Origin of the sequence: Methylobacterium sp. Leaf361, from assembly GCF_001424445.1 — a bacterium.
In the GTDB taxonomy this organism is placed as follows: domain Bacteria; phylum Pseudomonadota; class Alphaproteobacteria; order Rhizobiales; family Beijerinckiaceae; genus Methylobacterium.
The window spans coordinates 13,720-37,026 of sequence record NZ_LMPY01000004.1 but is presented as its reverse complement, the minus strand read 5'-3'; the positions used below and the strand labels follow the sequence as shown (position 1 = coordinate 37,026).

General features: G+C 70.5%; 22 protein-coding genes and 2 pseudogenes. 12 read left to right on the top strand and 12 right to left on the bottom strand.

Translation table 11 applies throughout. The annotated features are described in order from the left end of the window. The first annotated feature begins 53 nt into the window (after window positions 1-53). Complete coding sequence (locus ASG32_RS05210) at window positions 54-2,216, top strand: malate synthase G (protein WP_056523281.1); 2,163 nt, start codon at window positions 54-56, stop codon at window positions 2,214-2,216. Window positions 2,217-2,397: 181 nt separating this feature from the next. Here the strand turns inward: ASG32_RS05210 and flhB are convergent, their stop codons facing one another. The 6 genes from flhB to motA all read right to left on the bottom strand — a co-directional run bounded on the left by flhB (window position 2,398) and on the right by motA (window position 7,234). After that, entirely contained in the window at window positions 2,398-3,459 is a 1,062-nt protein-coding gene (gene flhB / locus ASG32_RS05205) for a flagellar biosynthesis protein FlhB (RefSeq protein WP_056523279.1), read from the bottom strand. A gap of 104 nt (window positions 3,460-3,563) precedes the next feature. After that, the gene (locus ASG32_RS05200) at window positions 3,564-4,592 is read right to left on the bottom strand and encodes a flagellar motor switch protein FliG (protein WP_082557757.1); all 1,029 of its coding nucleotides are present in this window, start codon (window positions 4,590-4,592) and stop codon (window positions 3,564-3,566) included. Window positions 4,593-4,606: 14 nt separating this feature from the next. Then, the gene (gene fliN / locus ASG32_RS05195; protein ID WP_056523402.1) at window positions 4,607-4,999 is read right to left on the bottom strand and encodes a flagellar motor switch protein FliN; all 393 of its coding nucleotides are present in this window, start codon (window positions 4,997-4,999) and stop codon (window positions 4,607-4,609) included. A gap of 96 nt (window positions 5,000-5,095) precedes the next feature. Next, window positions 5,096-5,434 (bottom strand): hypothetical protein, encoded by a 339-nt coding sequence (locus tag ASG32_RS05190; protein ID WP_244491819.1) that lies wholly within the window; start codon window positions 5,432-5,434, stop codon window positions 5,096-5,098. Then, window positions 5,415-6,344, bottom strand: coding sequence for a FliM/FliN family flagellar motor switch protein (locus ASG32_RS05185; RefSeq protein WP_056523274.1), 930 nt, complete (start codon window positions 6,342-6,344; stop codon window positions 5,415-5,417). Before ASG32_RS05185 ends, ASG32_RS05190 begins: the two co-directional genes overlap by 20 nt. 2 nt (window positions 6,345-6,346) lie before the next feature. Further along, on the bottom strand, window positions 6,347-7,234 hold the full coding sequence (gene motA, locus ASG32_RS05180; RefSeq protein WP_056523272.1) for a flagellar motor stator protein MotA: 888 nt from the start codon (window positions 7,232-7,234) through the stop codon (window positions 6,347-6,349). Between the two features lie 254 nt (window positions 7,235-7,488). Here motA and ASG32_RS05175 point away from each other — a divergent pair, with 254 nt between their 5' ends. The 7 genes and pseudogenes from ASG32_RS05175 to ASG32_RS05150 all read left to right on the top strand — a co-directional run bounded on the left by ASG32_RS05175 (window position 7,489) and on the right by ASG32_RS05150 (window position 13,769). Then, a complete protein-coding gene (locus tag ASG32_RS05175; protein WP_056523271.1) occupies window positions 7,489-8,268 on the top strand; it encodes a DUF1217 domain-containing protein in 780 nt (259 codons plus the stop codon). Between the two features lies 1 nt (window position 8,269). Continuing rightward, window positions 8,270-9,010 (top strand): flagellar basal-body rod protein FlgF, encoded by a 741-nt coding sequence (flgF, locus tag ASG32_RS05170; RefSeq protein ID WP_056523268.1) that lies wholly within the window; start codon window positions 8,270-8,272, stop codon window positions 9,008-9,010. Between the two features lie 31 nt (window positions 9,011-9,041). Next, window positions 9,042-10,361: a flagellar protein export ATPase FliI gene (fliI, locus tag ASG32_RS05165; protein WP_056523266.1), complete on the top strand. Its 1,320-nt coding sequence runs from the start codon at window positions 9,042-9,044 to the stop codon at window positions 10,359-10,361. 180 nt (window positions 10,362-10,541) lie between these two features. Next, window positions 10,542-11,222: pseudogene (locus ASG32_RS34360) on the top strand (flagellar basal body P-ring protein FlgI); the annotation flags it as partial. After that, window positions 11,202-11,864: pseudogene (gene fliF, locus ASG32_RS34355) on the top strand (flagellar basal-body MS-ring/collar protein FliF); the annotation flags it as partial. The pseudogenes ASG32_RS34360 and fliF, both read left to right, overlap by 21 nt. 260 nt (window positions 11,865-12,124) lie before the next feature. Continuing rightward, complete coding sequence (locus tag ASG32_RS05155) at window positions 12,125-13,264, top strand: flagellar hook-length control protein FliK (protein ID WP_244491818.1); 1,140 nt, start codon at window positions 12,125-12,127, stop codon at window positions 13,262-13,264. Then, window positions 13,224-13,769 (top strand): transglycosylase SLT domain-containing protein, encoded by a 546-nt coding sequence (locus ASG32_RS05150; RefSeq protein WP_056523264.1) that lies wholly within the window; start codon window positions 13,224-13,226, stop codon window positions 13,767-13,769. Before ASG32_RS05155 ends, ASG32_RS05150 begins: the two co-directional genes overlap by 41 nt. A gap of 236 nt (window positions 13,770-14,005) precedes the next feature. Here the strand turns inward: ASG32_RS05150 and ASG32_RS05145 are convergent, their stop codons facing one another. Both ASG32_RS05145 and ASG32_RS05140 read right to left on the bottom strand, forming a co-directional pair. After that, window positions 14,006-14,413 (bottom strand): hypothetical protein, encoded by a 408-nt coding sequence (locus ASG32_RS05145; RefSeq protein WP_042670689.1) that lies wholly within the window; start codon window positions 14,411-14,413, stop codon window positions 14,006-14,008. Window positions 14,414-14,611: 198 nt separating this feature from the next. Continuing rightward, window positions 14,612-14,803 (bottom strand): hypothetical protein, encoded by a 192-nt coding sequence (locus tag ASG32_RS05140; protein WP_056523262.1) that lies wholly within the window; start codon window positions 14,801-14,803, stop codon window positions 14,612-14,614. A gap of 87 nt (window positions 14,804-14,890) precedes the next feature. Here ASG32_RS05140 and ASG32_RS05135 point away from each other — a divergent pair, with 87 nt between their 5' ends. After that, entirely contained in the window at window positions 14,891-15,163 is a 273-nt protein-coding gene (locus tag ASG32_RS05135; RefSeq protein WP_056523260.1) for a hypothetical protein, read from the top strand. 53 nt (window positions 15,164-15,216) lie between these two features. Here the strand turns inward: ASG32_RS05135 and ASG32_RS05130 are convergent, their stop codons facing one another. Together ASG32_RS05130 and ASG32_RS05125 are read right to left on the bottom strand one after the other, a co-directional pair. Beyond that, the gene (locus ASG32_RS05130; protein WP_056523258.1) at window positions 15,217-15,843 is read right to left on the bottom strand and encodes a cell wall hydrolase; all 627 of its coding nucleotides are present in this window, start codon (window positions 15,841-15,843) and stop codon (window positions 15,217-15,219) included. Window positions 15,844-15,979: 136 nt separating this feature from the next. Then, the gene (locus tag ASG32_RS05125; protein WP_020093265.1) at window positions 15,980-16,306 is read right to left on the bottom strand and encodes a multidrug efflux SMR transporter; all 327 of its coding nucleotides are present in this window, start codon (window positions 16,304-16,306) and stop codon (window positions 15,980-15,982) included. Window positions 16,307-16,643: 337 nt separating this feature from the next. Here ASG32_RS05125 and ASG32_RS05120 point away from each other — a divergent pair, with 337 nt between their 5' ends. Then, entirely contained in the window at window positions 16,644-17,873 is a 1,230-nt protein-coding gene (locus tag ASG32_RS05120; protein WP_056523256.1) for a serine hydrolase, read from the top strand. Window positions 17,874-17,922: 49 nt separating this feature from the next. Here the strand turns inward: ASG32_RS05120 and ASG32_RS05115 are convergent, their stop codons facing one another. Then, complete coding sequence (locus tag ASG32_RS05115) at window positions 17,923-19,335, bottom strand: DUF4105 domain-containing protein (RefSeq protein ID WP_056523253.1); 1,413 nt, start codon at window positions 19,333-19,335, stop codon at window positions 17,923-17,925. Between the two features lie 634 nt (window positions 19,336-19,969). On the opposite strand from ASG32_RS05115, the gene ASG32_RS05110 reads away from it, so the two are divergent. After that, window positions 19,970-20,398 carry a MucR family transcriptional regulator gene (locus ASG32_RS05110; protein WP_020093268.1) on the top strand — a complete coding sequence of 143 codons (429 nt, stop codon included), beginning with the start codon at window positions 19,970-19,972 and terminating at the stop codon, window positions 20,396-20,398. A 220-nt stretch (window positions 20,399-20,618) separates the two neighbouring features. Here ASG32_RS05110 and ASG32_RS05105 read toward each other — a convergent pair whose 3' ends face one another. Beyond that, entirely contained in the window at window positions 20,619-21,572 is a 954-nt protein-coding gene (locus ASG32_RS05105; RefSeq protein WP_244491817.1) for a PAS domain-containing protein, read from the bottom strand. A gap of 773 nt (window positions 21,573-22,345) precedes the next feature. Between ASG32_RS05105 and ASG32_RS05100 the strand changes: the two genes are divergently transcribed. Beyond that, entirely contained in the window at window positions 22,346-23,281 is a 936-nt protein-coding gene (locus ASG32_RS05100; protein ID WP_042672778.1) for a sugar kinase, read from the top strand. The last annotated feature ends 26 nt before the right edge of the window (window positions 23,282-23,307 follow it).

The following is a 23,307-nucleotide window of genomic DNA, read 5'->3' as shown; positions in this document are numbered from 1 at the left end:
CGGCGCGTTCGATTTTTTCTGACGCGCGTCGCCACGCATCCCCGAGGATCGCCATGTCGAAGCTCGTCGCCGCCGAGGATCTCCGCACCTTCCTCTCCGAGGAAGCGCTGCCCGGGACCGGTCTCTCGGCCGACCAGTTCTGGTCGGGCTTCGCCGCGATCGTCCGCGATCTCGCACCGCACAACCGGACGCTGCTCGACCGGCGCGACGGCCTCCAGGCCGACATCGATTCCTGGCACCGCGACCATCGCGGAGCGCCGCACGATCCGGCGGCCTACGCGGACTACCTGACGCGGATCGGCTACCTGCAGCCGGAGCCCGAGACCGTGCGGGTGACCACCGAGAACGTGGACGCGGAGATCGCCGCCATCGCCGGGCCGCAGCTCGTGGTGCCGATCTCCAACGCCCGCTACGCGCTGAACGCCGCCAATGCCCGCTGGGGCAGCCTCTACGACGCCCTCTACGGCACCGACGCGATCCCGCAGGACGGCGAGCTCGCGCCCGGCGCCGGGTTCAACCCGGCCCGCGGCGCCTCGGTGGTGGCCAGGACCAAGGCGTTCCTCGACGCGACCGCGCCGCTGAGCGTCGGCTCCTGGGCGGATGCCGTGGGCTTCTCGGTGACGGACGGCCGCCTGGCCGCCGATCTCGGCGCCGGTCGCAGCGCCGGCCTGACCGGATCGTCCGCCTTCGCGGGCTACACCGGCGACGCCGCGGCGCCGACCGCGCTCCTGCTGCGCCACAACGGCCTGCACATCGAGGTCGTTATCGACCGCGCGAGCCCGATCGGCCGCACCGACCCGGCCGGCATCGCCGACGTGGTGCTGGAGGCCGCCCTCTCGACCATCATGGACATGGAGGATTCGGTGGCGGCCGTGGACTCGGCCGACAAGGTCGCGGTCTACCGGAGCTGGCTCGGCCTGATGCGTGGTGATCTGACCACCACCCTGTCCAAGGGCGGCCGCACGGTCGAGCGGCGGCTCGCCGAGGACCGGACCTTCACGGCCCCCGACGGCGGGCGCCTGACCCTGCCGGGTCGGTCGCTGATGCTGGTCCGGCATGTCGGCCACCACATGTACACCGACGCCGTGACCCTCGACGGCGCCGAGATCCCGGAGACGATCCTCGACGCGGCCGTCACCGCGCTGATCGCCCTGCACGACCTGAAGGGCACCGGTCCGCTCCGCAACAGCCGGACCGGCTCGGTCTACATGGTCAAGCCCAAGCTGCACGGTCCCGACGAGGTCGCCTTCGCGGTGGCGCTGTTCGGGCGGGTCGAGGCGCTGGTCGGCCTCGCGCCGCGGACGCTCAAGATCGGCGTCATGGACGAGGAGCGGCGCACGACGCTCAACCTCAAGGCGGCGATCGCCGCGGCGTCGGACCGGCTGTTCTTCATCAACACCGGCTTCCTCGACCGGACCGGCGACGAGATCCACACCTCGCTGGAGGCCGGCCCCGTGGTCCGCAAGGACGCCATGAAGGCGACCGCCTGGATCCAGGCCTACGAGGACGGCAACGTCGATGCCGGCCTCGCCTGCGGCCTGCCCGGCCACGCGCAGATCGGCAAGGGCATGTGGGCCGCCCCCGACCGGATGGCGGCGATGCTCGACGCCAAGGGCGCCCACCCGGAGGCGGGCGCCAACACCGCCTGGGTGCCGTCGCCGACCGCCGCGACGCTCCACGCGCTCCACTACCATCAGGTGGATGTCCGCGCCCGTCAGGCGGCGCTCGCCGGCCGGGCGCCCGCGACCCGCGCCGCCATGCTGACCCTGCCCCTCGCCGAGGGCGCGTTCGCGCCGGAGGCGGTGCGGGAGGAGCTCGACAACAATTGCCAGGGGATCCTGGGCTACGTGGTCCGCTGGGTCGACCAGGGCGTCGGCTGCTCCAAGGTGCCGGACATCCACGAGGTCGGGCTGATGGAGGACCGCGCCACCCTGCGGATCTCCAGCCAGCACATCGCCAACTGGCTGCGCCACGGGATCGTGGACCGCGACGAGGTCGCCGCGGCCCTGCGGCGCATGGCCGAGGTCGTCGATCGCCAGAACGCCGGCGACCGGGCCTACCGGCCGATGGCCCCGGGCTTCGACGGGCCGGCCTTCCGCGCCGCCGAGGCCCTGGTCTTCGAGGGCGCCGGCCAGCCGAACGGCTACACCGAGTTCGTGCTGCACCGGTTCCGCCGGGAGGCGAAGCGCCTGGACGCCCGCGTTCGGGCGGCCTGAGGCCGCTCCCGGATCCCGGACGCGCAGCGCCCCGAGATCGCCCCAAGACCGCCCCGGGCCCGCCGACGGCCTGTGCGGCCTGAAACGCCGCGCCGCGGATCTGCCAGGGTCCGCGGCCTCTGCCGGTCGGGACGGGCCGACCGGTCAACGCCGCTGCCACGCCTCGGCCACGCCGCGCCAGTCAGCGGCGCTTGCGCGTCATCACGTAGACCAGCAGGTTCGCCACCGCCCGGTAGAATTCCGCCGGGATCGCCTGGTTGACCTCGACATGGTCGTACATCGCCCGGGTGAGCGCCTTGTCGACGACGACCTCGATCCGGTGCTTCTCGGCGATCTCGCGGATGCGGAGGGCGATCAGGTCCGCGCCCTTGGCCAGAACCGTCGGGGCGTCGTTCTCGCTCTGGTCGTAGCGCAGCGCGATCGCGTAGTGCGTCGGGTTCGCCAGGATCATGGTGGCGCGGGGCACCGCCGCCATCATCTGCTTGCGCAGCCGGTCCTGCGCCAGCGAGCGCATCTTCGCCTTCACGAGCGGGTCGCCCTCGAGCTGCTTGAACTCGTCCTTCACCTCCTGCCGCGACATCCGCAGGTCGCGCTGCCAGCGCACGCGGGTCCAGACCAGGTCGCCGGCGACCAGCGCGATCGTCGCGACGCTCACGGCCGAGACGAGGCGCACCGAGAGGGTCAGCAGGAATTCGGGCAACCCGACTGGATCCACGAACATGACATTGACGATCTCGTGGCGATCCGCGTGCAGGACCATGTAGGACATGCCGCCGATCGCGAAGAACTTGAACAGATTTTTCCCGAACTCGACGAACCCCTGCAGACTGAAGAGCCGATTCCAGCCGGCGACGGGGGAGATGCGGGACCATTTCGGCTGGATCCGATCGAACACCACGCGCGGCGCGTTCTGGAAGATCGAGGCGGCGATGCCGGCCACGAGCAGGATGACCAGGACCGGCAGCAGGAAGCGGCCCATCTCCAGGGCGAGGGCGTGGACGAGGCGCATCGCGTCGTGGCTCGTCTCCACGCTGAAGTTGCGCGGCTGCTCCAAGATCAGCGCGAGCCTCTGCACCAGCGGCAGCCCCTGATCCCGCGCCACGAAGACCAGGAAGATCAGCAGTCCCAGGATGGAGGCGAAGACGGGCACTTCCCGCGAGAACGGCGTGTTTCCTTCCGCGATCGCGTCGCTGATCTTCTTCTCGCTCGCCGCCTCGGTCTTGCTCTCCCTGTCCTCAGACATCGCGGCGCCCCGAACTCGGGCCGCCGACGGCACCGCCCCGGTCGGCCCGGCGGGACGCGTCCGCCGGAGCGGCGCCCCGGAGCCGTCCCCGACCGGGGACGGTGCTAGCGGAAGTAGGTCTCATCCGAGTCGGCCGGGGTGAGTTCGATCTCGCCGCGCGACGCCATCTCGAGCGCTTGGTCGGTGATCGCGCGGCGCGCGTCGAGCACGTCCCGCTGGGCGGCGGGCTCGCCTCCCTCCAGCTCGTGCTCGACGAGGCGCCGGGCGCGGGCGGTCAGCGCGCTGAGCACGACGTTCCGCAACGGCCCGTTCGTGCCCTTCAGGGCGAGGATGACCTTCTCGTGCGGGACCTGATCGAAGAGCGTCGTCCGCGCCCGCGGCGTCATGTGGATGATGTCGTCGAAGGTGAAGAGCAGGCTCTTCAGGATCTCGGCCGATTTCGGGCGCGTCTGCGTGAGGTTGTCCAGGACCTCCTCCATGCTCTGGCGCTCCATCTTGTTGACGATGTCGGCCATGCGCGAGTGGGTATCCGCCGCGGCATTGCGCGCCAGGTTGATCATGAAGTCCTCGTGGATGGTCTGCTCGATCATCTTCATGGTCGCGTCGACGATCGGCTTGAACGTCAGCATCCGCCGCATGACGCCGTTGCGCAGCGGCGCCGGCAATTGCGCCATCACCTTGGCGGCGCAGGCCGGCTTGACCTTGGACAGCACGAGCGCCGCGGTCTGAGGATGCTCCTTGATCAGGTAGCCCGCAAGGGCGGTCTCGGACCCGTTGGAGATGCGGTCCCAGATCGAGCGCTCTCCCCCGCCGAGCACGTCGGCCATGATGTCGGCGATCTGCTCGGGGGGAAGCACGCCCTCGAGCAGCTTCTCCATCTCGCGGGCGGTGCCGATCAGGTTCGCGCCGTCGGCGAAGAACGCCGCCAGCTGCTCGACGATGACCTCGAGCTGCGGCCTCGGCACGGGCCCGAGCTGCGAGACCGCGCGGGTGATCTGCTTCAGCTCACCGGTGTCGAAGTACTTGACCAGTCGGCTCGCCGAACCCTTGTTCATCGCGATGAGGACGGCCGCGACTTCCTCGGCGGGCGTGAGAACCTTCCGACCAACCTTGGTCATGGAGCCTGCGGCCATGGTGATCCGCCCCGTCAGCCGTTGGCGTCGGCCGCGGCGGGGCCGACGATCTCGGTCAGGGAGACGCCGAAGCGCGAGTTGTCGTCCTCGACGACGACGACCTCGCCGCGGGCGATGATGCGGCCGTTGACCACGACGTCGACCGGCTCGCCGACGCGGTGATCCAGGGATACGATCGCGCCGCGTCCCAGCTTCATCAGGTTGGAGACCGGCATCGTCGCGGAGCCGAGGACCACCTGCATCAGGACCGGGATCCGCAGGATCGAGTCGAGGTTCCGGCCGCTGCCCAGCCGCTCGTCATGCACCCGCTGGCCTTCGGCCTGCGCCTCGATCCGCGTGAACAGGCTCTCGCTGTGACCGCCTCCCTGTCCGGACTCGCTATTCGGTTGTTCTGAGGGGGATGACATCAGGCGCTCCTCGGGGAAGGGGAAGGCCCACCGCGCGGGATCGCCGGGTCCGGCGATCGCGGGGGGCAACGGGTGTCGCGCCGCCGACGGAAGGCGTCAGGCGCTCGTGAGGCGGCTTCCGACCGCGGCCTCCGACGGGGCGGCCGCGTGCGCGGGGGCCGTCAGCCGGTCCCGCTCCGCCCGCAACTCGGCCAGGGCCGCCTTGGCGAGCTCGATCTCGCGGCCGAGGTCTTCGAGGACCACGCGGCCGTCCTGGGCGAAGGACTGGACGGCGTTGCTCGCGCCGACCAGGGCCGAGGCGCTCCAGTCGACCATGTCTCGGTACTGCGCGTGATAGCGGTCCAGTCGCTTCAGCCGCATGTACATCGGAACGAGGCAGGCGGTCGTCGCGACGAGAGCGGCGAACAACAGGGCTTCAGCGAGCGAGAACATCATCGATAAACTCCTGGTCCTGATCGATGAAGTGGTCCACGCGCAGGACGATGGCGCCATCCTCCTGCCCGACATCGCACCAGAACAGCTCGCGGTCGTTCCCGACGAGCTTGACGCGGCTCCGCGGCGTGGCCCGCAGTTCCAGCACCTGCCCGACCGCGAGACCGGCGATCTCGCTCAGCGTGAGAGGCTTCTCCTCCAGGATCGCCTTCAGGGTGACAGGGGTCTTCTGCACCTCGCCGGCGATCTGCCGGGTCCACCGGGAATCCCTGGCCGAGGTCTCACCCACCAGGATCCGCGCCAGGCTCTGGCGCATCGGGTTGAGGACGGATTGCGGGATGACGATGAACATCTCGCCGCCGCGATTGAGCGCCTGGAGGAGGAATTTCGCCGCGACCGCCTGGTTGTTGCGGCGGCCGATCACCGCGAAGTCCATCCGCAGCTCGGTCCGCTCGAGCTTGAACGGCGTGTCCGCCACCAGCGCGAAGGCGGACTGCATCGCCCGGCCGATCTGGTCGAACAGGCGCTGGGCGATCCGCATCTCGATGTTGGAGAAGGATCGCTCCTCGTCGAGGGGCGGCTCGGACCCGTCGGATCCGAGCAGGACCTCGACCATCGTGAAGATGAAGTCGCGGTCGAACCCGACCAGGATGTGACTGTCCCATTCCGGCGCCTGGAAGATGCCGGCGATCGCGTTCGACTCGTAGGGTTCGAGAATGTCGCCGAAGCGCTGGCTCTCGACGTTGCTCAGCGAGAAGTAGACCGGGGAGGCGGCGAAATGCCGGAGCTGATCCGCGCAGAAGGTCGCGACCCTGTCGAGGATCACGTGCAGCATCGGCAGCCGCTCGAGGGACAGGCCCGCCGCATCCAGCAGCCGGTCCCGGATGTCGTTGACGACTTGTTGCCGGTCCATCGTCACGCCGCCTCGCGCAGGACGGTCTCGCCGCGGGGCGAGGCCGTCATCGTCGCGTCCTCGACCTCGTCGATGGTCGGCCGGTTGGCGGAGGTGATCGCCTTGCGCCCGTACTCGACCGCGATCTGCGGCAGGGCCCCGTTCATGTAGGCCAGCAGGGTCTGCTTCACGATGATGTAGAGCCGCGCCTGCGACTCGCGGGTCGCCTTGATCTTGTTGGCGATCGGCGCGACCACCGTGTACGAGACGAAGATGCCGGTGAAGGTGCCGACCAGCGCCGCGCCGATCAGGCTTCCCAGGAGCGCGGGCGACTGATCGAGCGCGCCCATCGCCTTCACGATCCCCAGGATCGCCGCGACGATGCCGAGGGCGGGCAGGCCGTCCGCCGTGATCATCAGCGCGTTGTACACCTTCAGCTTGTCGCGCCGGTGCGTGGCGATCTCCTCCTCCATCAGCGCCTCGACGTCGTAGGGGCGCGCGTTGCCGATGATGATGAGGCGGACGTAGTCGCAGATGAACAGGGTCAGCGCCGGGTCCCGTGCGGCCCGCGGATAGGCCTTGAAGATCTCGGACTCGCCGGGACGCTCCAGGTGGTTCTCGACCTCGTTGCGGGGCTTCGAGCGCACCTCCCGCGTCAGCGCGAAGAGCAGGCCGAGAAGCTCCAGGTAATCCTCCCGCTTGGGAACCCGCGCGAGAACCGCGTCCTTCAGCGCGCTGCCGGTGTCCAGCACCACGCCGGCCGGGTTGGCGACGACGAAGGCGCCGATCGCGGCCCCGCCGACGATGATGAACTCGAAGGGCTGCCACACCACGGTCAGGTGGCCGCCGATGGCCCAGAAGCCGCCGCCCACGCTGGCCGCGGCGATCAGTAAGCCGATGATTACACCCACGCGGCGCCTCGACGTCGTAACGATTGATCCGTCAGGCCGTAGACCGCCATGCTTGCGCAGGGCTGGAGCCGCGGGGACGTCCCGCCGGGTCGCGGGCCCGATGCCGGCCCGGCAAGGCTCGGACAAGCTCCGAGAGCCATAACCGGACGCGCGGATTTCCAAGATCCCGACCCGCTTCGCCCCGCCTCGTCGGGGACGGCCGGGAGCCCTGCCGAAGGGTTCGCGCAGGGTCGGGCGCGCTGAGGGTCGCCGACATGACATCGACCTACACGGATTACCAGATCATCGCCCGGGATGTCCCGAAAGCACTGAGCAGAAAAGCCACGGAAGCGCAGGTCGCGCGAGACCTGAAATACTTCACCGACCATATCGGCGGGATCAAGACGGTCGACGACTTCCTCGGCAACACCCGCCTCTTCGACTTCGCCATGCAGGCCTTCGGGCTGGCCGACATGGCCTACGCGAAGGGATTCATGAGGAAGATCCTCGCCGGCGAGCCCGATGCGAACGGGCAGCTCTTGGTCGACCGCATCCAGGACGAGCGGTTCCGCGCCTTCGCCAAGGCGTTCGATTTCCGCACCCTCGGCGCGGAGACCACGCAGCGCTCCGAAGCCAGCACGGCCGTCGTGGACGCGTACGTCCGGCAGAAGCTCGAGAGCGACGCCGGCGATCAGGACGAGGGCGTCCGGCTCGCCCTCTACTTCAAGCGGCAGGCGGGAACCATCACGTCGGCCTACGGGATCCTGGCCGACAAGGCGCTGGGGGTGGTCGTCCGCACGACCCTCGGCTTGGCGGACGAGACGGCCAGGGGCAGCCTCGACGCGCAGGCCGCTCTCATCACCAGCAAGGTCGATCTCGCGAGCTTTCGGGATCCCGACAAGCTCGATCGCTTCATCAAGCGCTTCACGCTCAGGTGGGACATGAAGAACAACGCGACGTCGGCGCCGCTCCTCTCACTGTTCGGCGGAGCCGACGGCGGCTTCGACACCGGTGTCCTGCTCAAGCTGCAATCCATCCGGCTCGGGGGCCACTGACATGCAATCGTCGCTCTACGTCACGCTGTCTGCCCAGATGGCGCTCGAGCAGCGCCTGAACACGGTGGCCGCCAACGTCGCCAATCTCGGGACGGCCGGCTACCGGGCGGAAGAGGTGAAGTTCGAGACGATCCTGTCCCAGGCGGGCCAGCGCGACGTCGCCTTCGCGACGCCGGGCGAGACATTCCTGTCGCGCAAGGCCGGCCCGCTGATCAAGACGGATTCCCCGCTCGATGTCGGCCTTCAGGGCGACGGCTGGCTGGCCGTGCGGGGGCCGCGGGGCACGGTCTACACGCGGGACGGCCGCATGCAGGTCACGGCGGCCGGCGACCTTCAGGATCTCAACGGGCGCGCGATCCTAGATCCCGGCGGGTCGCCGCTGACCGTCGACCCGGAAGGGCCGCCGCTCACGATCGGCCAGGACGGGATCGTCTCCCAGGGCGCCAACCAGATCGGGGCGCTCGGCGTGTTCCGGCTGGACCCCGCCGCGCGGCTCACGCGCGTCGCCGGCGGCGCGGTGGCGTCCGACAGCCCGGGCCGACCGATCCTCGACTTCAACCAGCGCGACGAGACAACGGTCCGGGTCCAGCAGGGCTTCCAGGAGGGCGCCAACGTCAATCCGGTCATGGAGATGTCGCGGCTCATCGAGATCACGCGCACCTTCCAGAGCGCGGCGGCCGCGGTGGCGGAATCGGAATCGTCGCTGCAGGACGCCATCCGTGGCCTCGGCCCGACCACGTGAGCCGCTCCCGCTCTGGCCCCCGGGAAACAGCATGAACGCCCTCGACCGCGTCGCCGACATGCTGGGGCGTCAGGACGATCACCCCCTCATCCGGATCGGCGGGTCGGTCAGGGAAATCGGCGCGGGCCATTGCCGGATCCGCGTCGCCGTACCGCTCCTGAGACTCGGCGACCGCATGCGGATCGAGGCCGAAGGTCGGCAGATCGAGGGCGAGGTTGTTCGGATCGACGAGGACGGCGTGATCCTCAAGCCGTTCGAGGGCCGGATCGAGGCCGGCCTGGGATCGCCGGCCTACCGGGTGCCGACCTCCGGACCTCGTCCCTGCGAGGCGTGGAAGGACCGGGTCGTCAACGCCCTCGGGACGCCGATCGACGGGAAGGGCGACCTGCCGACGGGCCCGCGGGCGATGCCGCTGGACGCGGACCCGCCGCCCGCGATGGCGCGGTCGCGGGTGGACAGCCCCCTCCGGACCGGCGTGCGGGCGATGGACCTGTTCACGCCGCTCTGCGCGGCCCAGCGGATCGGCATCTTCGCCGGCTCGGGGGTCGGAAAGACGACGCTGCTCTCCATGCTCGCCCGCTGCTCCGGGTTCGACGCCGTGGTGGTCGCCCTGGTGGGCGAGCGCGGACGCGAGGTGCGGGAATTCCTCGAGGGCCCGATGCGGGACAGCCGGTCGCGCGCGGTCGTCGTCGTCGCCACGGGCGACGAGAGCCCGATGATGCGTCGGCAGGCCCCGAAGCTCGCCTTCGCGGTCGCGGAATCTTTCCGGGACCGGGGCCAGTCCGTGCTGCTGGTGCTCGATTCGGTGACGCGCTTCGCCCATGCCGCCCGCGAGGTGGCGCTGGCCGCCGGCGAGCCGCCCGTGGCGCGGGGCTACCCGCCGAGCGTGTTCGGCGATCTGCCGCGCCTGCTGGAGCGGGCCGGCCCCGGCCTGGACGGGGGCGGGGCGATCACCGGGCTCTTCTCGGTGCTGGTCGACGGGGACGACCACAACGATCCCGTGGCGGACAGCATCCGCGGAACCCTCGACGGCCACATTGTCCTCGACCGGGCCATCGCCGACCAGGGCCGCTACCCGGCGATCGACGTGCTCGGCTCGATCTCCCGGCTCGCCGACCGCGTGTGGACCGAGCAGCAGCGCCAACTCGTGCGCATGCTCAGGAACCTGATCGCGCGCTACGAGGATTCCCGGGATCTGCGCCTGATGGGCGGCTACCATGTCGGGGCCGACCCCGAGCTGGATCAGGCGGTCGCCCTGGTCCCGAAGATCTACGGCGCCCTGCGGCAGGAGCCGACCGATCCGGAGAGCCTCGACGCCTTCCTGGATCTCGCGACCGCGCTGCGGAGCTGATCGGGAGCCGGGCTCCGGATGACCGCAGCGGGCCGGAATCCGGTGCCGAAAGCTTCGGGCAAGCGAGCCCTGCTCTGAGTAACGCGACGGTTTCGGATGAGAGGATCCTCGCCATGGGCCTGTATGGTGTGCTGCACGCCGGCGTCTCCGGCATGAACGCGCAGTCCAACAGACTGGGAACAGTTCACGGAACAGTCGCTGCAATCGATGCTCGATCGCCTCGGCATCAACGTGCGCGACCAGCGGCTGCGGACCCGCAACGTGGCGGCCGTGATGGTGACGGCCAACCTGCCGGCCTATGTCGAGCCGGGGTCGCGCGTCGACGTCTCCGTGAACTCCATGGGCGACGCGACCTCCCTGCGCGGCGGCACGCTGCTGATGACGCCGCTCTCGGGCGGCGACGGGCAGATCTACGCGGTCGCCCAGGGGGCGCTCGTCGTCTCCGGCTTCAGCGTCACCGGGCAGGCGGAATCGCTGGTCTCGGGCGTGGCGACGGCCGCCCGGATCCCCAACGGGGCCCTGGTGGAGCGCGCGGTCGCCGGCACGTTCAGCGAATTGCCCGGCATGGCGCTCGAGCTGAAGAACCCGGACTTCCACACCGCCGTCCTGATCTCGGACGCGATCAACGCCTACACGCTCCAGAAATACGGGCGGCGCGCGGCGAGCCCGCGCGACTACCGCACGGTGGTCCTGTCCCGCCCCGGCCACGTGGGCCGGACCCGGTTCATGGCCGAGATCGGCGAGTTGCAGGTCCAGCCCGACATCCCCGCGAAGGTGGTGATCGATCAGCGGACCGGGACCGTGGTCATCGGCCGGAACGTCCAAGTCTCCACCGTGGCGGTCAGCCGCGACGACGTGAGCCGCATGGGCGCCGCGCTCAAGGATGCCGGCATCCCCTTCGATATCAGCGCGGACGGGACGTCGGTCCTGGTCAGCTACGGGCAGACGGCCCAGGCGCGCATGCTCCTGGCCGAGAAGGGCCTGCCGCAGAGCGGCAAGGCGGGCTACGAGCTGTTCAACGACCTGGGCTCCCTGGGCCTGACCTCGTTCATGCAGGACATCACGCGGGTCCGCGCCCTGGAGGGCGAGATCGCCCGCACGATCCAGACCCTCAAGAGCGTCAAGGCGGCCCGGGTCCACATCGTCATGCCCGATCCCGGCTCGTTCCGCCGGGAGCAGCAGCCCGCCTCGGCCTCGGTGGTGGTGCGCACGGAACCGGCCAACGATGCCACGGTCGCCCCCGCGATCCGCCAGCTGGTCGCGGCCGCCATTCCCGGGATGAAGCCCGACAAGGTAACGGTGCTGAACACCGACGGGACGGTGCTGCTCGCCGGAGACGACGCCACGACGGCGCCGGCCGGGCGCCTGACGAATCTGGAGCAGAGCGTCAACCGGGAGATCCAGGACAACATCCGCCGGACGCTCACGCCCTATCTCGGACCGAACAACTTCGAGGTCAGCGTCGTCGCCCGCCTGAACACCGACAAGACCAAGACCGACGACCCGAGACCGACGGGGGTGAGATGGACGAACCGGAGGGCGCGACCGGGGAGGATCGGCGGCCCGAAGCCGGCGCATCGCCCGCGCCGCCGCCGTCACCGGGCGATCCCGGCAGCGCCGCCGCGGCGCTCGCCGAGATCCTGAGCGCGGCCGTCCTGTCGGCCCGTCCGGAACTGCCCACGGGACACGGAACCGGTGCTCCGGGACCGGCCCCATCCGCCGCATCCCCGGCGGGCCCCGACGCGGCCCCTGAGACCAGCCTCGTGGGAAATCTCGAGGCGGCCCGCGCGGACGCGTCGCCGCGCGCCGGGCCGAGCCCGGGCACCCTGCTGCAGGGCGCCCCCCCGCAGGTCGAGGTCCTCGACCGGGCGGTTCACTTCAAGCCCGTCCTGCCCGAGGCGGCCCGCCACGCCCTCCCGGCCGCCGCAGCGGCAACGTCCCCGTTGCCGGCCGTCCCGAACGCGGCGGACGCTCAGCCTCGACCCGTCCGCCCCGGACCGGTGGCTCCGGCCGTCGCCGGGCCCGATCCTGCTCCGATCGCGCCGGCCGCCCAGATCGCCGCCCAGATTGCCGCGCAAGTCGCCACCCAGATCGCCGGGACGGTCGCCGGGAAGGTGAACGCAGCGCCGCCGAAGGCGACGGTCGCCCTCGCGACCGATCCCGAGCCTCGAGCCGGCGATGCGTCGGCCCGCGCCGATGCGTCGGCCCGCACCGCGACGGGGATCGATGGGCCGGGGGGGCTCACGGCACGCGAGGACAACCGTCCCCGCTCCGGCATCGCCGGACTCCTCCTCGCCCCCACCGGCCGGCAGGGGCCGCCGGGCGTCCCCATCCCGGGTCCCGGCAACGGATCCGGGACCGAGCCGGCCCGACTCGCCGCCGTCCTGCCGACGATCGCGGCGGCCATCACGGAGGAGATCGAGCGCGCGACCGCGGCCGGACCGGAGCGTCGCGTCGGCGCCGATCCGACGATCCCCGCGGCTCAGGACGGGCCGCTCCGGGTGCTCAAGATCCAGCTCCGGCCGGAGAGCCTCGGGATCGTCACGGTGGAATTGCGGCTCGTCGACGGTCAGCTCGAGACCCATCTGCGCGCCGCGCGTCCCGAGACGGCGGCGATGCTGCAACGGGATTCGGCGATCCTCACCGAACTGCTCAAGCACGCGCATTACCGGCCCGAGATCATTGTCGAGCCGGTTCGCCCCGGCGACGCCGGGTTCTCCGCGGGCGGATCACCGTCCCAGGGCCAATCCGGGCTCACCGACGGCGGCGCCCGGCCGGGTCACGGCGGGGACGGGCAGCGGCAGGCAGACCAGCGCGCGGCGCAGCGGCCGACGCTCGGCAGGCGCGACGGGGAGCGGACAGATGAGACGGTACGTCCTCGCGACGGCGGCGTTTATCTGTAGCGCCGCCCCGGTCGCCGGGAACGTGTGCGAGGCCGAGATGGGCCGTGCCGCGGCCCGTTACGGCGTGCCCCTCGGCGTGCTCTACGCGGTCGGCCTCACGGAGACGGGCAAGCGCGGCTCGCTCCAGCCCTACGCCATGAACATCGAAGGGGCGGCCTATTTCGCGACCGGGCCCCAGGACGTGCTGGCCCACTTCGCCGCGGCGCGCCGCCGGGGCGCGCGCCTGATCGATCTCGGCTGCATGCAGATCAACCACCACTATCACGGCGAAAAGTTCGCCTCGGTCGAGGCCATGATCGACCCGCGCGCGAACGTGGACTACGCGACGCAATTTCTCCGGGATCTGAGGCGGCGGGAGGGCAGCTGGACGATGGCCGTGGCGCGCTATCATGCCGGCCCGCACAACAACGCGGCGCAGAAGATCTACATCTGCCGGGTCGTGGCCAACATGGTCGCCACGGGCTTCGGCCAGTGGACGCCGGCCGCGGCGCATTTCTGCCGGTGATCGTCCCGGCCGGGGCGGAAGAATGCGGACCGGGCCCGGTCAGGGAACCAACCGAAGGACCGGGCCCTTTCGGCAGAGGCCCCGTCACCGGCCCGGAGGAGCCGCATGACCGACGCCCCAGACCCGCCGGAAGGACCGCCCGGGAAAACGGCGCTGCTGGTGGTCCTCACCCTCACGGCCGTTGCCGCCGCCGCCTACGTCCTGATCCACATGGACTAGGTTGCCCGGCGACGCCCCTACAGGGTCCGACAATTCCCGTAGCTGACCTTGACGTCGTTGCGCTCCTCGGGATTGAGCTGCGCCTCGACGAAGTTCATCTTGTTGAGGTCGATCAGAAGGAAGTAGACGCCGTTCTGACACTTGATCGCGTTGCGCGGCGTGCGCTCGTTCAGCCGCGGCGAGGCCGTCTGGCACTCGTAATAGTCGGAGCGCCCGGCCGAGATCACGGTCAGCAGGCCGCCGCTGGAGACCAGCGAGAATGTCCGGGCCTTCTGGGATTGCGGTTTGGCGCCTTCGGGTGCGGCGACATCGAGACTGGTCGACGCCTCCACCGTACACGTCATCGGACGGCGCAGCTGGGGGACCGCGGGTGTGATGCTCAGCAGGAGGAGCGCACCAGCGAGCGCTACCCGTTCGGCGATCATCGGCGAGGGATCCGTGATTCGTGGGTAGTTTCTACCCAGAAGCTAGACCGTTATCCATCCTTGTAAATGCCGCCTGCTCGGATCGATGGGCCGATCAACAGATTTGCCGCCCGCTCCATTGCATCGCGCCAAGGATTACGGGCCAGGCCGGTTCTTCCGCCGGGACCCGATCCGACCGGAATGCCGGCGAAGCGCGCTCTAATCCTCCAGGGCGTCCGGATTGTCGTTGGCGGCCGGATCGGGATCGCGCCGCGCCGCGATCTCCGTACCGATCTCCATGAGCAGCAATCGGGACAGGAGCTGCATCGTCGCCGTGCCGTGCGCGACCACGAGTTGATGGGCCAGGATCGTCGCCTCCACCATGCGGTCAAAACCGTCGTCGTCGGACATGGCGGTGCAGTAACCTGGTTGAATGCCGAGCATACAACTTAAAGGTAAGGATCCGGTTCGACCGCCCGCGCAGAAACAGGATTTCCCATGATCCCGACCGTCCAGGCCGACGCGCTCCTGGGGAGACTGGCCGAGGCCCTGGGGAGCCCGATCGAGATCTTCTTCGCCGCGGGCGCGCCGGCGACCGGGCGCACATCCGGGGACGCGTCGCCGGATTGCGACGCGCTGCCGACGCTGGAGCTGCTCCGTCTGTGGGAATCGCTGCGGGAGCCGGTGCGCCGGGAGCGGGTGCTGGCCGCCGCCCGGCAGGAGGCCCGAACCCTGCGGGCGAGCCGCGCCGAGGACGCGGCGGCCGGCTGACCGGAACTCGGCGCGCAGATCCGGGACGCGGCTGTCGGATCGGGCCGTCTCGATCAGGGGCCCGCGGCGGGCGGCGCGGGTACGGCCGCGAAGGTCAGGGCCGTCGCGGGCAGGGCGGGCGTGGCCGGCCTGTCCTGCTGAGCCGGCTTCTCCGGCTTCTCCAGCTTGGCCGTGCGCCTGTCGCGCTTCTCGTAGAAGGCGTTGCCGCCGGCGACGGCCACGTAGTGCATGTTCGTGTAGGGGAAGCGGTGGCCCGCAGTGTGGAAGAACATCGCCTTCCCGACCTTCGGGTGCCGCTCGCCGGCCAGGACGGCGTCGGCGGCGTCGGCGACCTTCTGCAGGTCCTTCTCCTGCATCGGCTTGGTGAGGACGCCCGGCGCGAACTGGCCCGGCTGCCCGACCACCGCGCAGATGCCGCCCGGGAAGATCGCGTTCTCGAGCCGGTTCATCACGACCGTGCCGACGGCGACCAGCCCGTCGCTGTCGCTCCTGTTCGACTCGAAGTACATGGCGCGGCCCAGACAATCGCGCTCGGCGTCGCTGACGACCATCGGCGGCTTGCGGTCGGGGATCGATCCCGTCGTGAGCACCGGCGAAGCGGTGTTGCAGGCCCCCAGGCCGCCGGCCGCCGCCAGAACGATCAGTGCAGGACCGACCTTCGTCCTCTCGCTACCCCGCATGCATCCGCGCTCCGTGCTCCTCCAGCCTGACCAGCCGGGCGGTGTTCCGCTCCGACCGGACGAAGGCCAAGCTTGACGGCACGTTCGCGGCGAGGATGTGGCGAGGGTGTCCCGTTTCGGGACCGGACCGGGAGCCTCAGTGCTGGCCCTGGCCCGCGGCCAGGACGGTCACGCCCAGGGCGATCACCCCGATGCCCACCAGCATCGTCGGGTTGAGCGCCTCGCCGTACAGCCACGCGCCGCCGAGCGCCGCGCCGATCATGCCGATCCCCGACCAGATCGCGTAGACCACGCCGATCGGCAGCATGTCCATGCTGGTCGACATCAGCCACAGGGCGGTGCCGTAACCGAGCGCCACGATCACCGTCGGCCCCGGGCGGGTGAGGCCGTCGGCGGCCTTCAGCGCCAGGGTGGCGGTCACCTCCGCGCCGATGGCGAGCCCGAGGATCAGGTACGGATTCATGGCACGGCGGACTTTCGGGCTGCGCGGGCTGGGTGAGTCGGGCGGTCGAGGCGTGTAGAACCAGGTTCGAATCGGACGCCCGCGCGGACGGGGCGGCGCTGGGCCGGCCCGGATCCGCGTCGAAACGGCCGCGGGACGTCGGCGGCCGCCGGACACAAGGCCACAGATCCGTGAACATTTCCGAACCGGCGGCTCGCCGCTTCGCGGGCGACGGACCGGCCCGGCGCCGGGGCCGATTGGGGCTTTCATTAAGGCCTGCTGATCATGGTGACCGCGCGCCGTCCCGCCCCGAGGCCGGCCGCGCGACAGCGACGATCCAGAGCGACACAGATCCAGCATGACCGCGTCCTTGGCGATCCCGGATTCTCCGGCCCGCGCGCGCCGGGGCCGCCGCTGGGGCGTGATCGCCGCGGCGGGCGGCGCCGCGATCGCGGGCTGCGCCTGGACCGCGGCCGCGCTGATCAACGTCCCCGATCCCGTCACCCTGACGGCGCTCGCGGTCATCGAGCCGTCGTCGGTGGGCACGTGGTTCCCGAGCCGGATCGTCCAGGCCCCGGCCCGGGCGAGCGACCTGCCGGCGCGGCCGCGCCCGATCCTCGACCGCGTCCCCTGGAAGGGGAAGACGGTCCCGCTGATGGCGGTGCTGGAGGCGACCCACACCAACGCGTTCCTGGTGCTGCAGGACGGCGTCCTGATCCACGAGTGGCAGCGCGCGGGCACCGGACCGGAGACGCTGTTCCCCTCGTGGTCGGTGGCGAAGTCCATCGTCTCGCTGCTGGTCGGCGCCGCGGTGGCGCGGGGTCAGCTCGCCGAGACCGACCGGGTCTCCACCCTCCTGCCCGAGCTGCGGAACGGCGCGGTCTTCGGCCAGATCACCGTGCGCAACCTCCTCGACATGGCGAGCGGCATCGCCGTGCCGGAGAACTACGACCCCCGGCATCCCCTGACCGGCACCGCCGGCATGTACCTGACGCGCGATCTCACGGCCTTCGTGCGCGACAACGCCCACCTGGCGTTCAAGCCCGGCACCAAGGGCCGCTACCGCAGCATCGACACCGAGCTGCTCGGCCTGATCCTCGCCCGGGTCGAGGGCAAGCCGCTGGCCGACATCCTCTCGGAGCGGATCTGGAAGCCGATGGGCGCCCAGGCCGACGCCACCTGGAACCTCGACCGGCCCGGCGGCATCGAGAAGGCGTTCTGCTGCATCAACGCGACGGCCCGCGACTTCGCCCGCCTCGGCCTTCTGGTGGCCGACCAGGGCCGGTCGGGCGATCACCGCATCATCCCGGGCCGCTGGATCGAGCGGATCATGACGCCGGCCCGGCGCGACGTCGACGGCTGGCAGTACTCGGCCCAGTGGTGGCACGCCCCGGGCGGCGAGGACGACGACATCTCGGCCATCGGCGTCTACGGCCAGTACATCTACGTGAACCGCGCGACCGGCACGGTGATCGTGAAGCTCAGCGACCACGGCGCCGAGCAGGACGAGGTCGACACGCTGGCGGTGATGCAGGCCATCGCGGGCGACCTCGCTGCCGGCCGCCCCGCCGCCCGCAAGGACCCCTGAGCGGGCGACCGCGGTCCCGAGTCCCGATCGGGCCGGGATCAGGTCGGGATCAGGCTTCTGTCGGGCCAGCTCCCGGCACGGAGGGCTGCCGGGCGATCGGGCTCAGGGGCGCGAGGTCCCGCGCCCGCCAGTTGCGCAGGAGCCGCCAGCCGACCCGCTTCCAGGCGATCGACGGCACCGGCGAGGCCGGATCCACGAGGGCGCTCAGCGCCCGCGTGTAATCGAGCACGAGGCCCGGGGTCCAGGTCATGGACCGCGCCCCGTTGCGCAGGAAGGCCGCCGCCCAGAACTCCGGCGTGGTCAGCGCCGCCGCGAGCCGCCGCCAGGGATGCCCGCCGCGGCTGAACGCGCCCTCCACGGCGATGTCCAGCGCCCGCGCCACCGTGGTGGAGCAGTTGCGGCTGATGAAGTTGTAGGTGGTGTCGCGGCTGTACTGCGCCCAGAACGCCCGCAGCCGGGCGGCGTCGATGCCGTTCAGCGTCACCGCCACCGTCGCGGGGCACCAGTCCGCCACCTCCGCGGCGTGCGAGGGCAGGAAGCGCCCGGGCACGTCGTTCTCCGGGCCCGCGCGCAGGCTCGAGCGCAGGTTGGCGGGGGAGCGGTCGATCTCCACCGCGGGGTAGTGGCTGACGTAGAGGTCGTCGCCCTGCTGCAGGGCCGCGTGGCCGGTGGAGAAGCGCCCGGCCTTGTCGACGGAGGCGACGTAGCGCCGGATCAGCCGCTGGCCGGCGGGCGTGGTCGCCTGCCCGGTGGGCGTCCAGACATAGACCGTCAGGCTGCCGGGCTCGTCGCCGCCGACCGACACCGCCGGCTCGGCGGTGCCCAGGCGCCGGGTGCGCAGCCCGACCAGCGCGAGGTTGGCGCCGTTCAGGATCAGGAACATGCCGATGCAGTAGCCGACCGTGCCGGCGTACCAGGTCGGCCAGGGCTGGAGATGGAACAGGCCGAAGGCGATGCTGAGGCCACCGAGGGCGACCGACATCCGCCAGCCAGCGAATTTCAGCAGGCCGGCGATCGTGATCCGGACGAGGCCGTCGACCACGAAGGCGACGCCGAAGATCATGGCGAGCAGGAAGGTGCTGTGCTTCGTGGCCATCATGATCAGCACGGCCATGACCGACAGCAGCGCGCCCTTGGCGAGGCGCAGGCGGCGCGCGGCACCGATCGCGGACGCGCCGACGAGGAGGGAACTCACGCCCTCGGCCAGGAGGATCAGGCCGAACCACCGGTCCGGGACGTGGAGCGCACCGTCGAGGGAATCGATCACCACCAGGAGGCCGAGCGACGACCACAGCAGGCCGGTGGCGGCGATGAGGTGCCAGTGACGGCGGACCGCGGCCCGGCCGACGAGCAGCATCCAGAGGGGCGGCATCCGGCCGCCGACCGCGTCCGCGGCGCCCGGTCCGGGCGCTTCGAGCGCGGAGAGCGCGCGCGGGATAGTGGTCGCACAGGGTCCGGACATAGGGGTCGCCCTCGATAGCGCGCGTCGACGGGCCTCTCGCACGGATGCCGCCGTGCCGTCACGGCCGGAACGAGGCTCCCGACGCGCGAGCGTTTAGCGACGCGCCCGGCGCGCACGATCCACGCCTTGCCTGAGAACTTTGTTAATCGCGGCCCGGTCGCGGCGCCAGCGCCCGCGGAGAGGCCGTGGAGAAGCGCCACGGACCCCGGAATCCCGTCGCGCGCCGCCCGACCGATGGTCAGCAGGGACGCGGGCCGCGGTCCGATCGACCCGTAACCGGTCGGCATCCGCGATCCGTCCCTGTCTCCGCCGCTGATTCGCGCCCCTGCAGCCCGTCATCGCGCGGCCGTTCGCAGTCATCGCGGACAGCCTCACGGACCGGAGGCCGAAACTGCGCACTGTTTGCGAGACGCCGCCGGCCTGGCAACCTCATGTTGCTTCGCAAGAACAGAAAATGTTCAAAGAAAATCCTAAGATAAAGTATAGACAAAATAGACAGTTTTTGTATAGTTACGCGCCAATCTTGGCACACTCGAAGCAATTCGGCGCATGCTTGGGCGGTAAAAGCTGATCCTAGCATCAGTTTTATCGATGCGCCGGTTTTCATGCCTCGAATTTCGGTACTGGGGGATTCATGAACACAATCGATCTGAACGAAAAGACCTCGGACCTGAACACAGACCTGATCAAGTGCACGGCATCACTGGTCGCGGCCTACGTGTCTCGGAATGCGGTGGGCGTGGGCGACCTGCCGGTCCTGATCGACCAGGTGCACACGGCCATATCGGTGCTGCAGGGCGGCGGCTCGGGATCCGGTCCCGGCTGGACCGGCCCGACGGCGGCGCAGATCGAGGCTTCGATCCAGCAGGACGGCCTGATCAGCTTCATCGACGGCCGGTCCTACAAGACCCTGAAGCGTCACCTCACGGCGCACGGCCTCACGCCGGAGCGCTACCGGGCGAAGTACGGCCTGCCGGCCGACTACCCGATGGTGGCCCCGGGCTACGCCGCCAAGCGCTCGGAGATCGCCAAGGCGATCCAGCTCGGACACAAGGCGGCCTGAGGCGGCCAGGCCCGCACCGCCCTGGATCGGCGGCCCCGTCCGGGCCGCCGCGGGACACGGGCGCGGGGATGCCTGACGGCGGATCGCCCGATCCGCCCGTCCCGGTCTCCGCGCTGGGGTCGGGGGGCCCCCGGGGGGGCCAGCGCGGAGACCGACCCCGATGACCCGGTGGGGCGGGGCAGGGCGGATCCCGCGAGCGCCCGTCGGCCGCGCGGGCCGCTCAGACCCGGGCGACCGCCAGGGTCCCGTCATCAATGGGGACGAACCGGACGCCCGCCCGGCGCAGCGCCTCGACCGCGTGCAGGCGGGACCGGCTTCCCCGATGCTCGCTGTCCTCTTCCAGACGCCGCACGGTGGAATGCGACAGGCCGCTCGCCTGAGCGAGCTCCATCATTGACCAGTCGAGGAGCGCCCGCGCGGCCCGCAGGTGGTGGCCGCTCACGGAATGCTCCAGCCCCTCGTGCAGGCCGCCGGGGGGCGGGGCGTGGTTGCGGACGGGGTATTTGAGCCCGCAGCGCCCGAGATAGGTCCCGTCCGGATCCCAGACCGGCATCGTGAGGATCCGGAAGTGCCAGAGCTCGCCGTTGGCGAGGCGCTCGTGGGCGCCCCCCTGGAAGAACGCCCGCCGCTCGATCTGCTCCAGGGCCGCTGCCCGGAAGCCCGCGCGCTCCTCGGGAACGATCAGGATATACGGCTCGGCGCAGATCTCCTCCAGCGGGAGCCCGTGGACCTGGGCGACGGCGAACGGGATGTCCCGGACGCGGTCGAGCCCCATCGAGAAGGTCGTGATGTGCTCCGTGAGGTAGAGCGCGCTCTGCCGGCGGCGCTCTTCCTGCCGCAGGCGCGCCAGCTGCTCGCGGTCGCTCACGTCGAGCGCCGTGCCGCTGAGGGCGACGGGCCGCCCCTCCGCCGAGACGCGCACCTCCATCGTCAGCGAGAGCGTGCGCACTGTGCCGTTCGTCCGGATCACCCGGACGATGACCTCGCGGGGCACGTGCCCCTGCCGGATGTCCGCCAGCGCCGGCATGAGAGGCCGGTCCTCGGGATGGATCAGGCTCAGCAACAGGTCGTAGCGCGCCTTCGCGGCGTTCGGAACGAGCCCGAGCAGCCGGTAGAACCCGGGCGACCAGACCTGCTCCTCGCCCGCGAAGATCCAGCTCCAGGCCCCACTCACGCCCCGACTTTCCGTGAGAGTCAGGAACTCTCCCGACGAGAAAGTCAGAGCGCTTAAAGCAGTATGGAACATCTCAGCACCGTTCGAACCGTATCACCGTTCCCGCCGTTCGGCCACGAGAATTTTTCCGGCACAACACTTCACCATTCATCCGGAATTTCTTCAGATCCGGCACGTATCTCCATTGAGATGGCGCCCGCGATCGACAAACATCTTGCATCGACATTACAGCCCGAGGCGATTTGTTCCCGATCGAACGGATTCGTTCCTGCCGCGCTGTGAACGGAGGTTTCCGGGATCCCCGACCGCATCCCGCCCCTCGGCGCGTTCGGCACACACCGTCACGACAGCAACGCGACCGGATCTCGCTCGACAATGACCCCTGTCGCGAAGGATGTTCTCTGACCTTCGGTGTTTAAGAATGGTGATTTTCCGCTCCGGCATTGAATCGAACTTCAGAAAAGCGCGACGTCGAGATTCTATGACGAGTCATGCACGCATATTACAGATTCTATTGGGGATACTATTGATATTATATGATTCATTATCGGTCATGGTGCGTATATTACAATACGTTTGCGTAATTATCGAATTGCAAATCCCACGAAACCGAGCGACTGGCGCGCTGATCCTTGGATCGTCGAGGCTCCTCAGACGGGCGCGCGACGGGGCCACGCGAGCGCGGCCGGCGAGGTCGGGACCGGGACCGGTGGCGATTGACAGGCCGGGCCGTACAATGCGGGGACACGGGGTCGCGCACCGGGAGGAACCGCATGAGGGTCGCCTGCATCGGCGAGTGCATGGTCGAACTGTCCGAACGCCCGGACGGGAATCTGGTCCGGGGCTTCGGCGGCGACACACTGAACACCGCGCTCTACCTCGCGCGCCTCGGCGTCGCGGTGGACTACGTGACCGCGCTGGGCGACGACATCTGGAGCGACGAGATGGCGGCGGCCTGGGGCCGCGAGGGCATCGGCCTCGACCGGGTCCGGCGCCTGCAGGGCCGGATGCCGGGCCTCTACATCATCCGCACGGATGCCGACGGCGAGCGCAGCTTCCACTACTGGCGCGACCGGGCCGCCGCCCGGGACCTCTTCACCGAGCCGGGCGCCGCCGAGACGGAGGCGGAGCTGGAGCGCTACGACCTCGTCTACCTGTCCGGCATCAGCCTCTCGCTCTACGGCGAGACCGGGCGCGCCGCCCTGTTCGAGACGCTGTCGCGCCTGCGGGAGCGGGGCGGGCAGGTCGCCTTCGACACCAATTACCGTCCCCGCGGCTGGCCCGACCGGGACGAGGCCTGGGCGGCCTTCCGCGCGGCCCTGGACCTGGCCGACGTGATCTTCGCCTCGGCCGAGGATCTGGACTGGCTGTTCGGCGCGGCGGGCGAGGACGAGGTGCTGCGCCACCGCGGCCGGGCCGAGATCGTGCTCAAGACCTCGGACGGATCCGGCCCCGTCGCCCGGGTGCTACACGGCCGGGCCGACACCGCGGTGCCGGCCGGGCGGGCCGCGCGGGTCGTCGACACGACGGCGGCGGGCGACAGTTTCGCGGCGGGCTACCTCGCGGCGCGCATCGCCGGGCTGGCACCGGAAGCCGCCGCCGCCGAGGCGCACCGCCTGGCCGGGGCGGTGATCGGGCATCGCGGCGCCGTGATTCCCCGGGACGCGATGCCGGTCCCCGCCGCCCGACCGCCGGGTGCGGACGCCTGAGGGAGGCGGGGCCGCCCTTGAGGCGG

Coding starts and splice junctions, on each gene's coding strand:
- ASG32_RS05210 (WP_056523281.1), top strand. CDS start 54: ATGTCGAAGCTCGTCGCCGCCGAGGATCTCCGCACCTTCCTCTCCGAG.
- flhB (WP_056523279.1), bottom strand. CDS start 3,459: ATGTCTGAGGACAGGGAGAGCAAGACCGAGGCGGCGAGCGAGAAGAAG.
- ASG32_RS05200 (WP_082557757.1), bottom strand. CDS start 4,592: ATGGCCGCAGGCTCCATGACCAAGGTTGGTCGGAAGGTTCTCACGCCC.
- fliN (WP_056523402.1), bottom strand. CDS start 4,999: ATGTCATCCCCCTCAGAACAACCGAATAGCGAGTCCGGACAGGGAGGC.
- ASG32_RS05190 (WP_244491819.1), bottom strand. CDS start 5,434: ATGATGTTCTCGCTCGCTGAAGCCCTGTTGTTCGCCGCTCTCGTCGCG.
- ASG32_RS05185 (WP_056523274.1), bottom strand. CDS start 6,344: ATGGACCGGCAACAAGTCGTCAACGACATCCGGGACCGGCTGCTGGAT.
- ASG32_RS05175 (WP_056523271.1), top strand. CDS start 7,489: ATGACATCGACCTACACGGATTACCAGATCATCGCCCGGGATGTCCCG.
- flgF (WP_056523268.1), top strand. CDS start 8,270: ATGCAATCGTCGCTCTACGTCACGCTGTCTGCCCAGATGGCGCTCGAG.
- fliI (WP_056523266.1), top strand. CDS start 9,042: ATGAACGCCCTCGACCGCGTCGCCGACATGCTGGGGCGTCAGGACGAT.
- ASG32_RS05150 (WP_056523264.1), top strand. CDS start 13,224: ATGAGACGGTACGTCCTCGCGACGGCGGCGTTTATCTGTAGCGCCGCC.
- ASG32_RS05145 (WP_042670689.1), bottom strand. CDS start 14,413: ATGATCGCCGAACGGGTAGCGCTCGCTGGTGCGCTCCTCCTGCTGAGC.
- ASG32_RS05140 (WP_056523262.1), bottom strand. CDS start 14,803: ATGTCCGACGACGACGGTTTTGACCGCATGGTGGAGGCGACGATCCTG.
- ASG32_RS05135 (WP_056523260.1), top strand. CDS start 14,891: ATGATCCCGACCGTCCAGGCCGACGCGCTCCTGGGGAGACTGGCCGAG.
- ASG32_RS05130 (WP_056523258.1), bottom strand. CDS start 15,843: ATGCGGGGTAGCGAGAGGACGAAGGTCGGTCCTGCACTGATCGTTCTG.
- ASG32_RS05125 (WP_020093265.1), bottom strand. CDS start 16,306: ATGAATCCGTACCTGATCCTCGGGCTCGCCATCGGCGCGGAGGTGACC.
- ASG32_RS05120 (WP_056523256.1), top strand. CDS start 16,644: ATGACCGCGTCCTTGGCGATCCCGGATTCTCCGGCCCGCGCGCGCCGG.
- ASG32_RS05115 (WP_056523253.1), bottom strand. CDS start 19,335: ATGTCCGGACCCTGTGCGACCACTATCCCGCGCGCGCTCTCCGCGCTC.
- ASG32_RS05110 (WP_020093268.1), top strand. CDS start 19,970: ATGAACACAATCGATCTGAACGAAAAGACCTCGGACCTGAACACAGAC.
- ASG32_RS05100 (WP_042672778.1), top strand. CDS start 22,346: ATGAGGGTCGCCTGCATCGGCGAGTGCATGGTCGAACTGTCCGAACGC.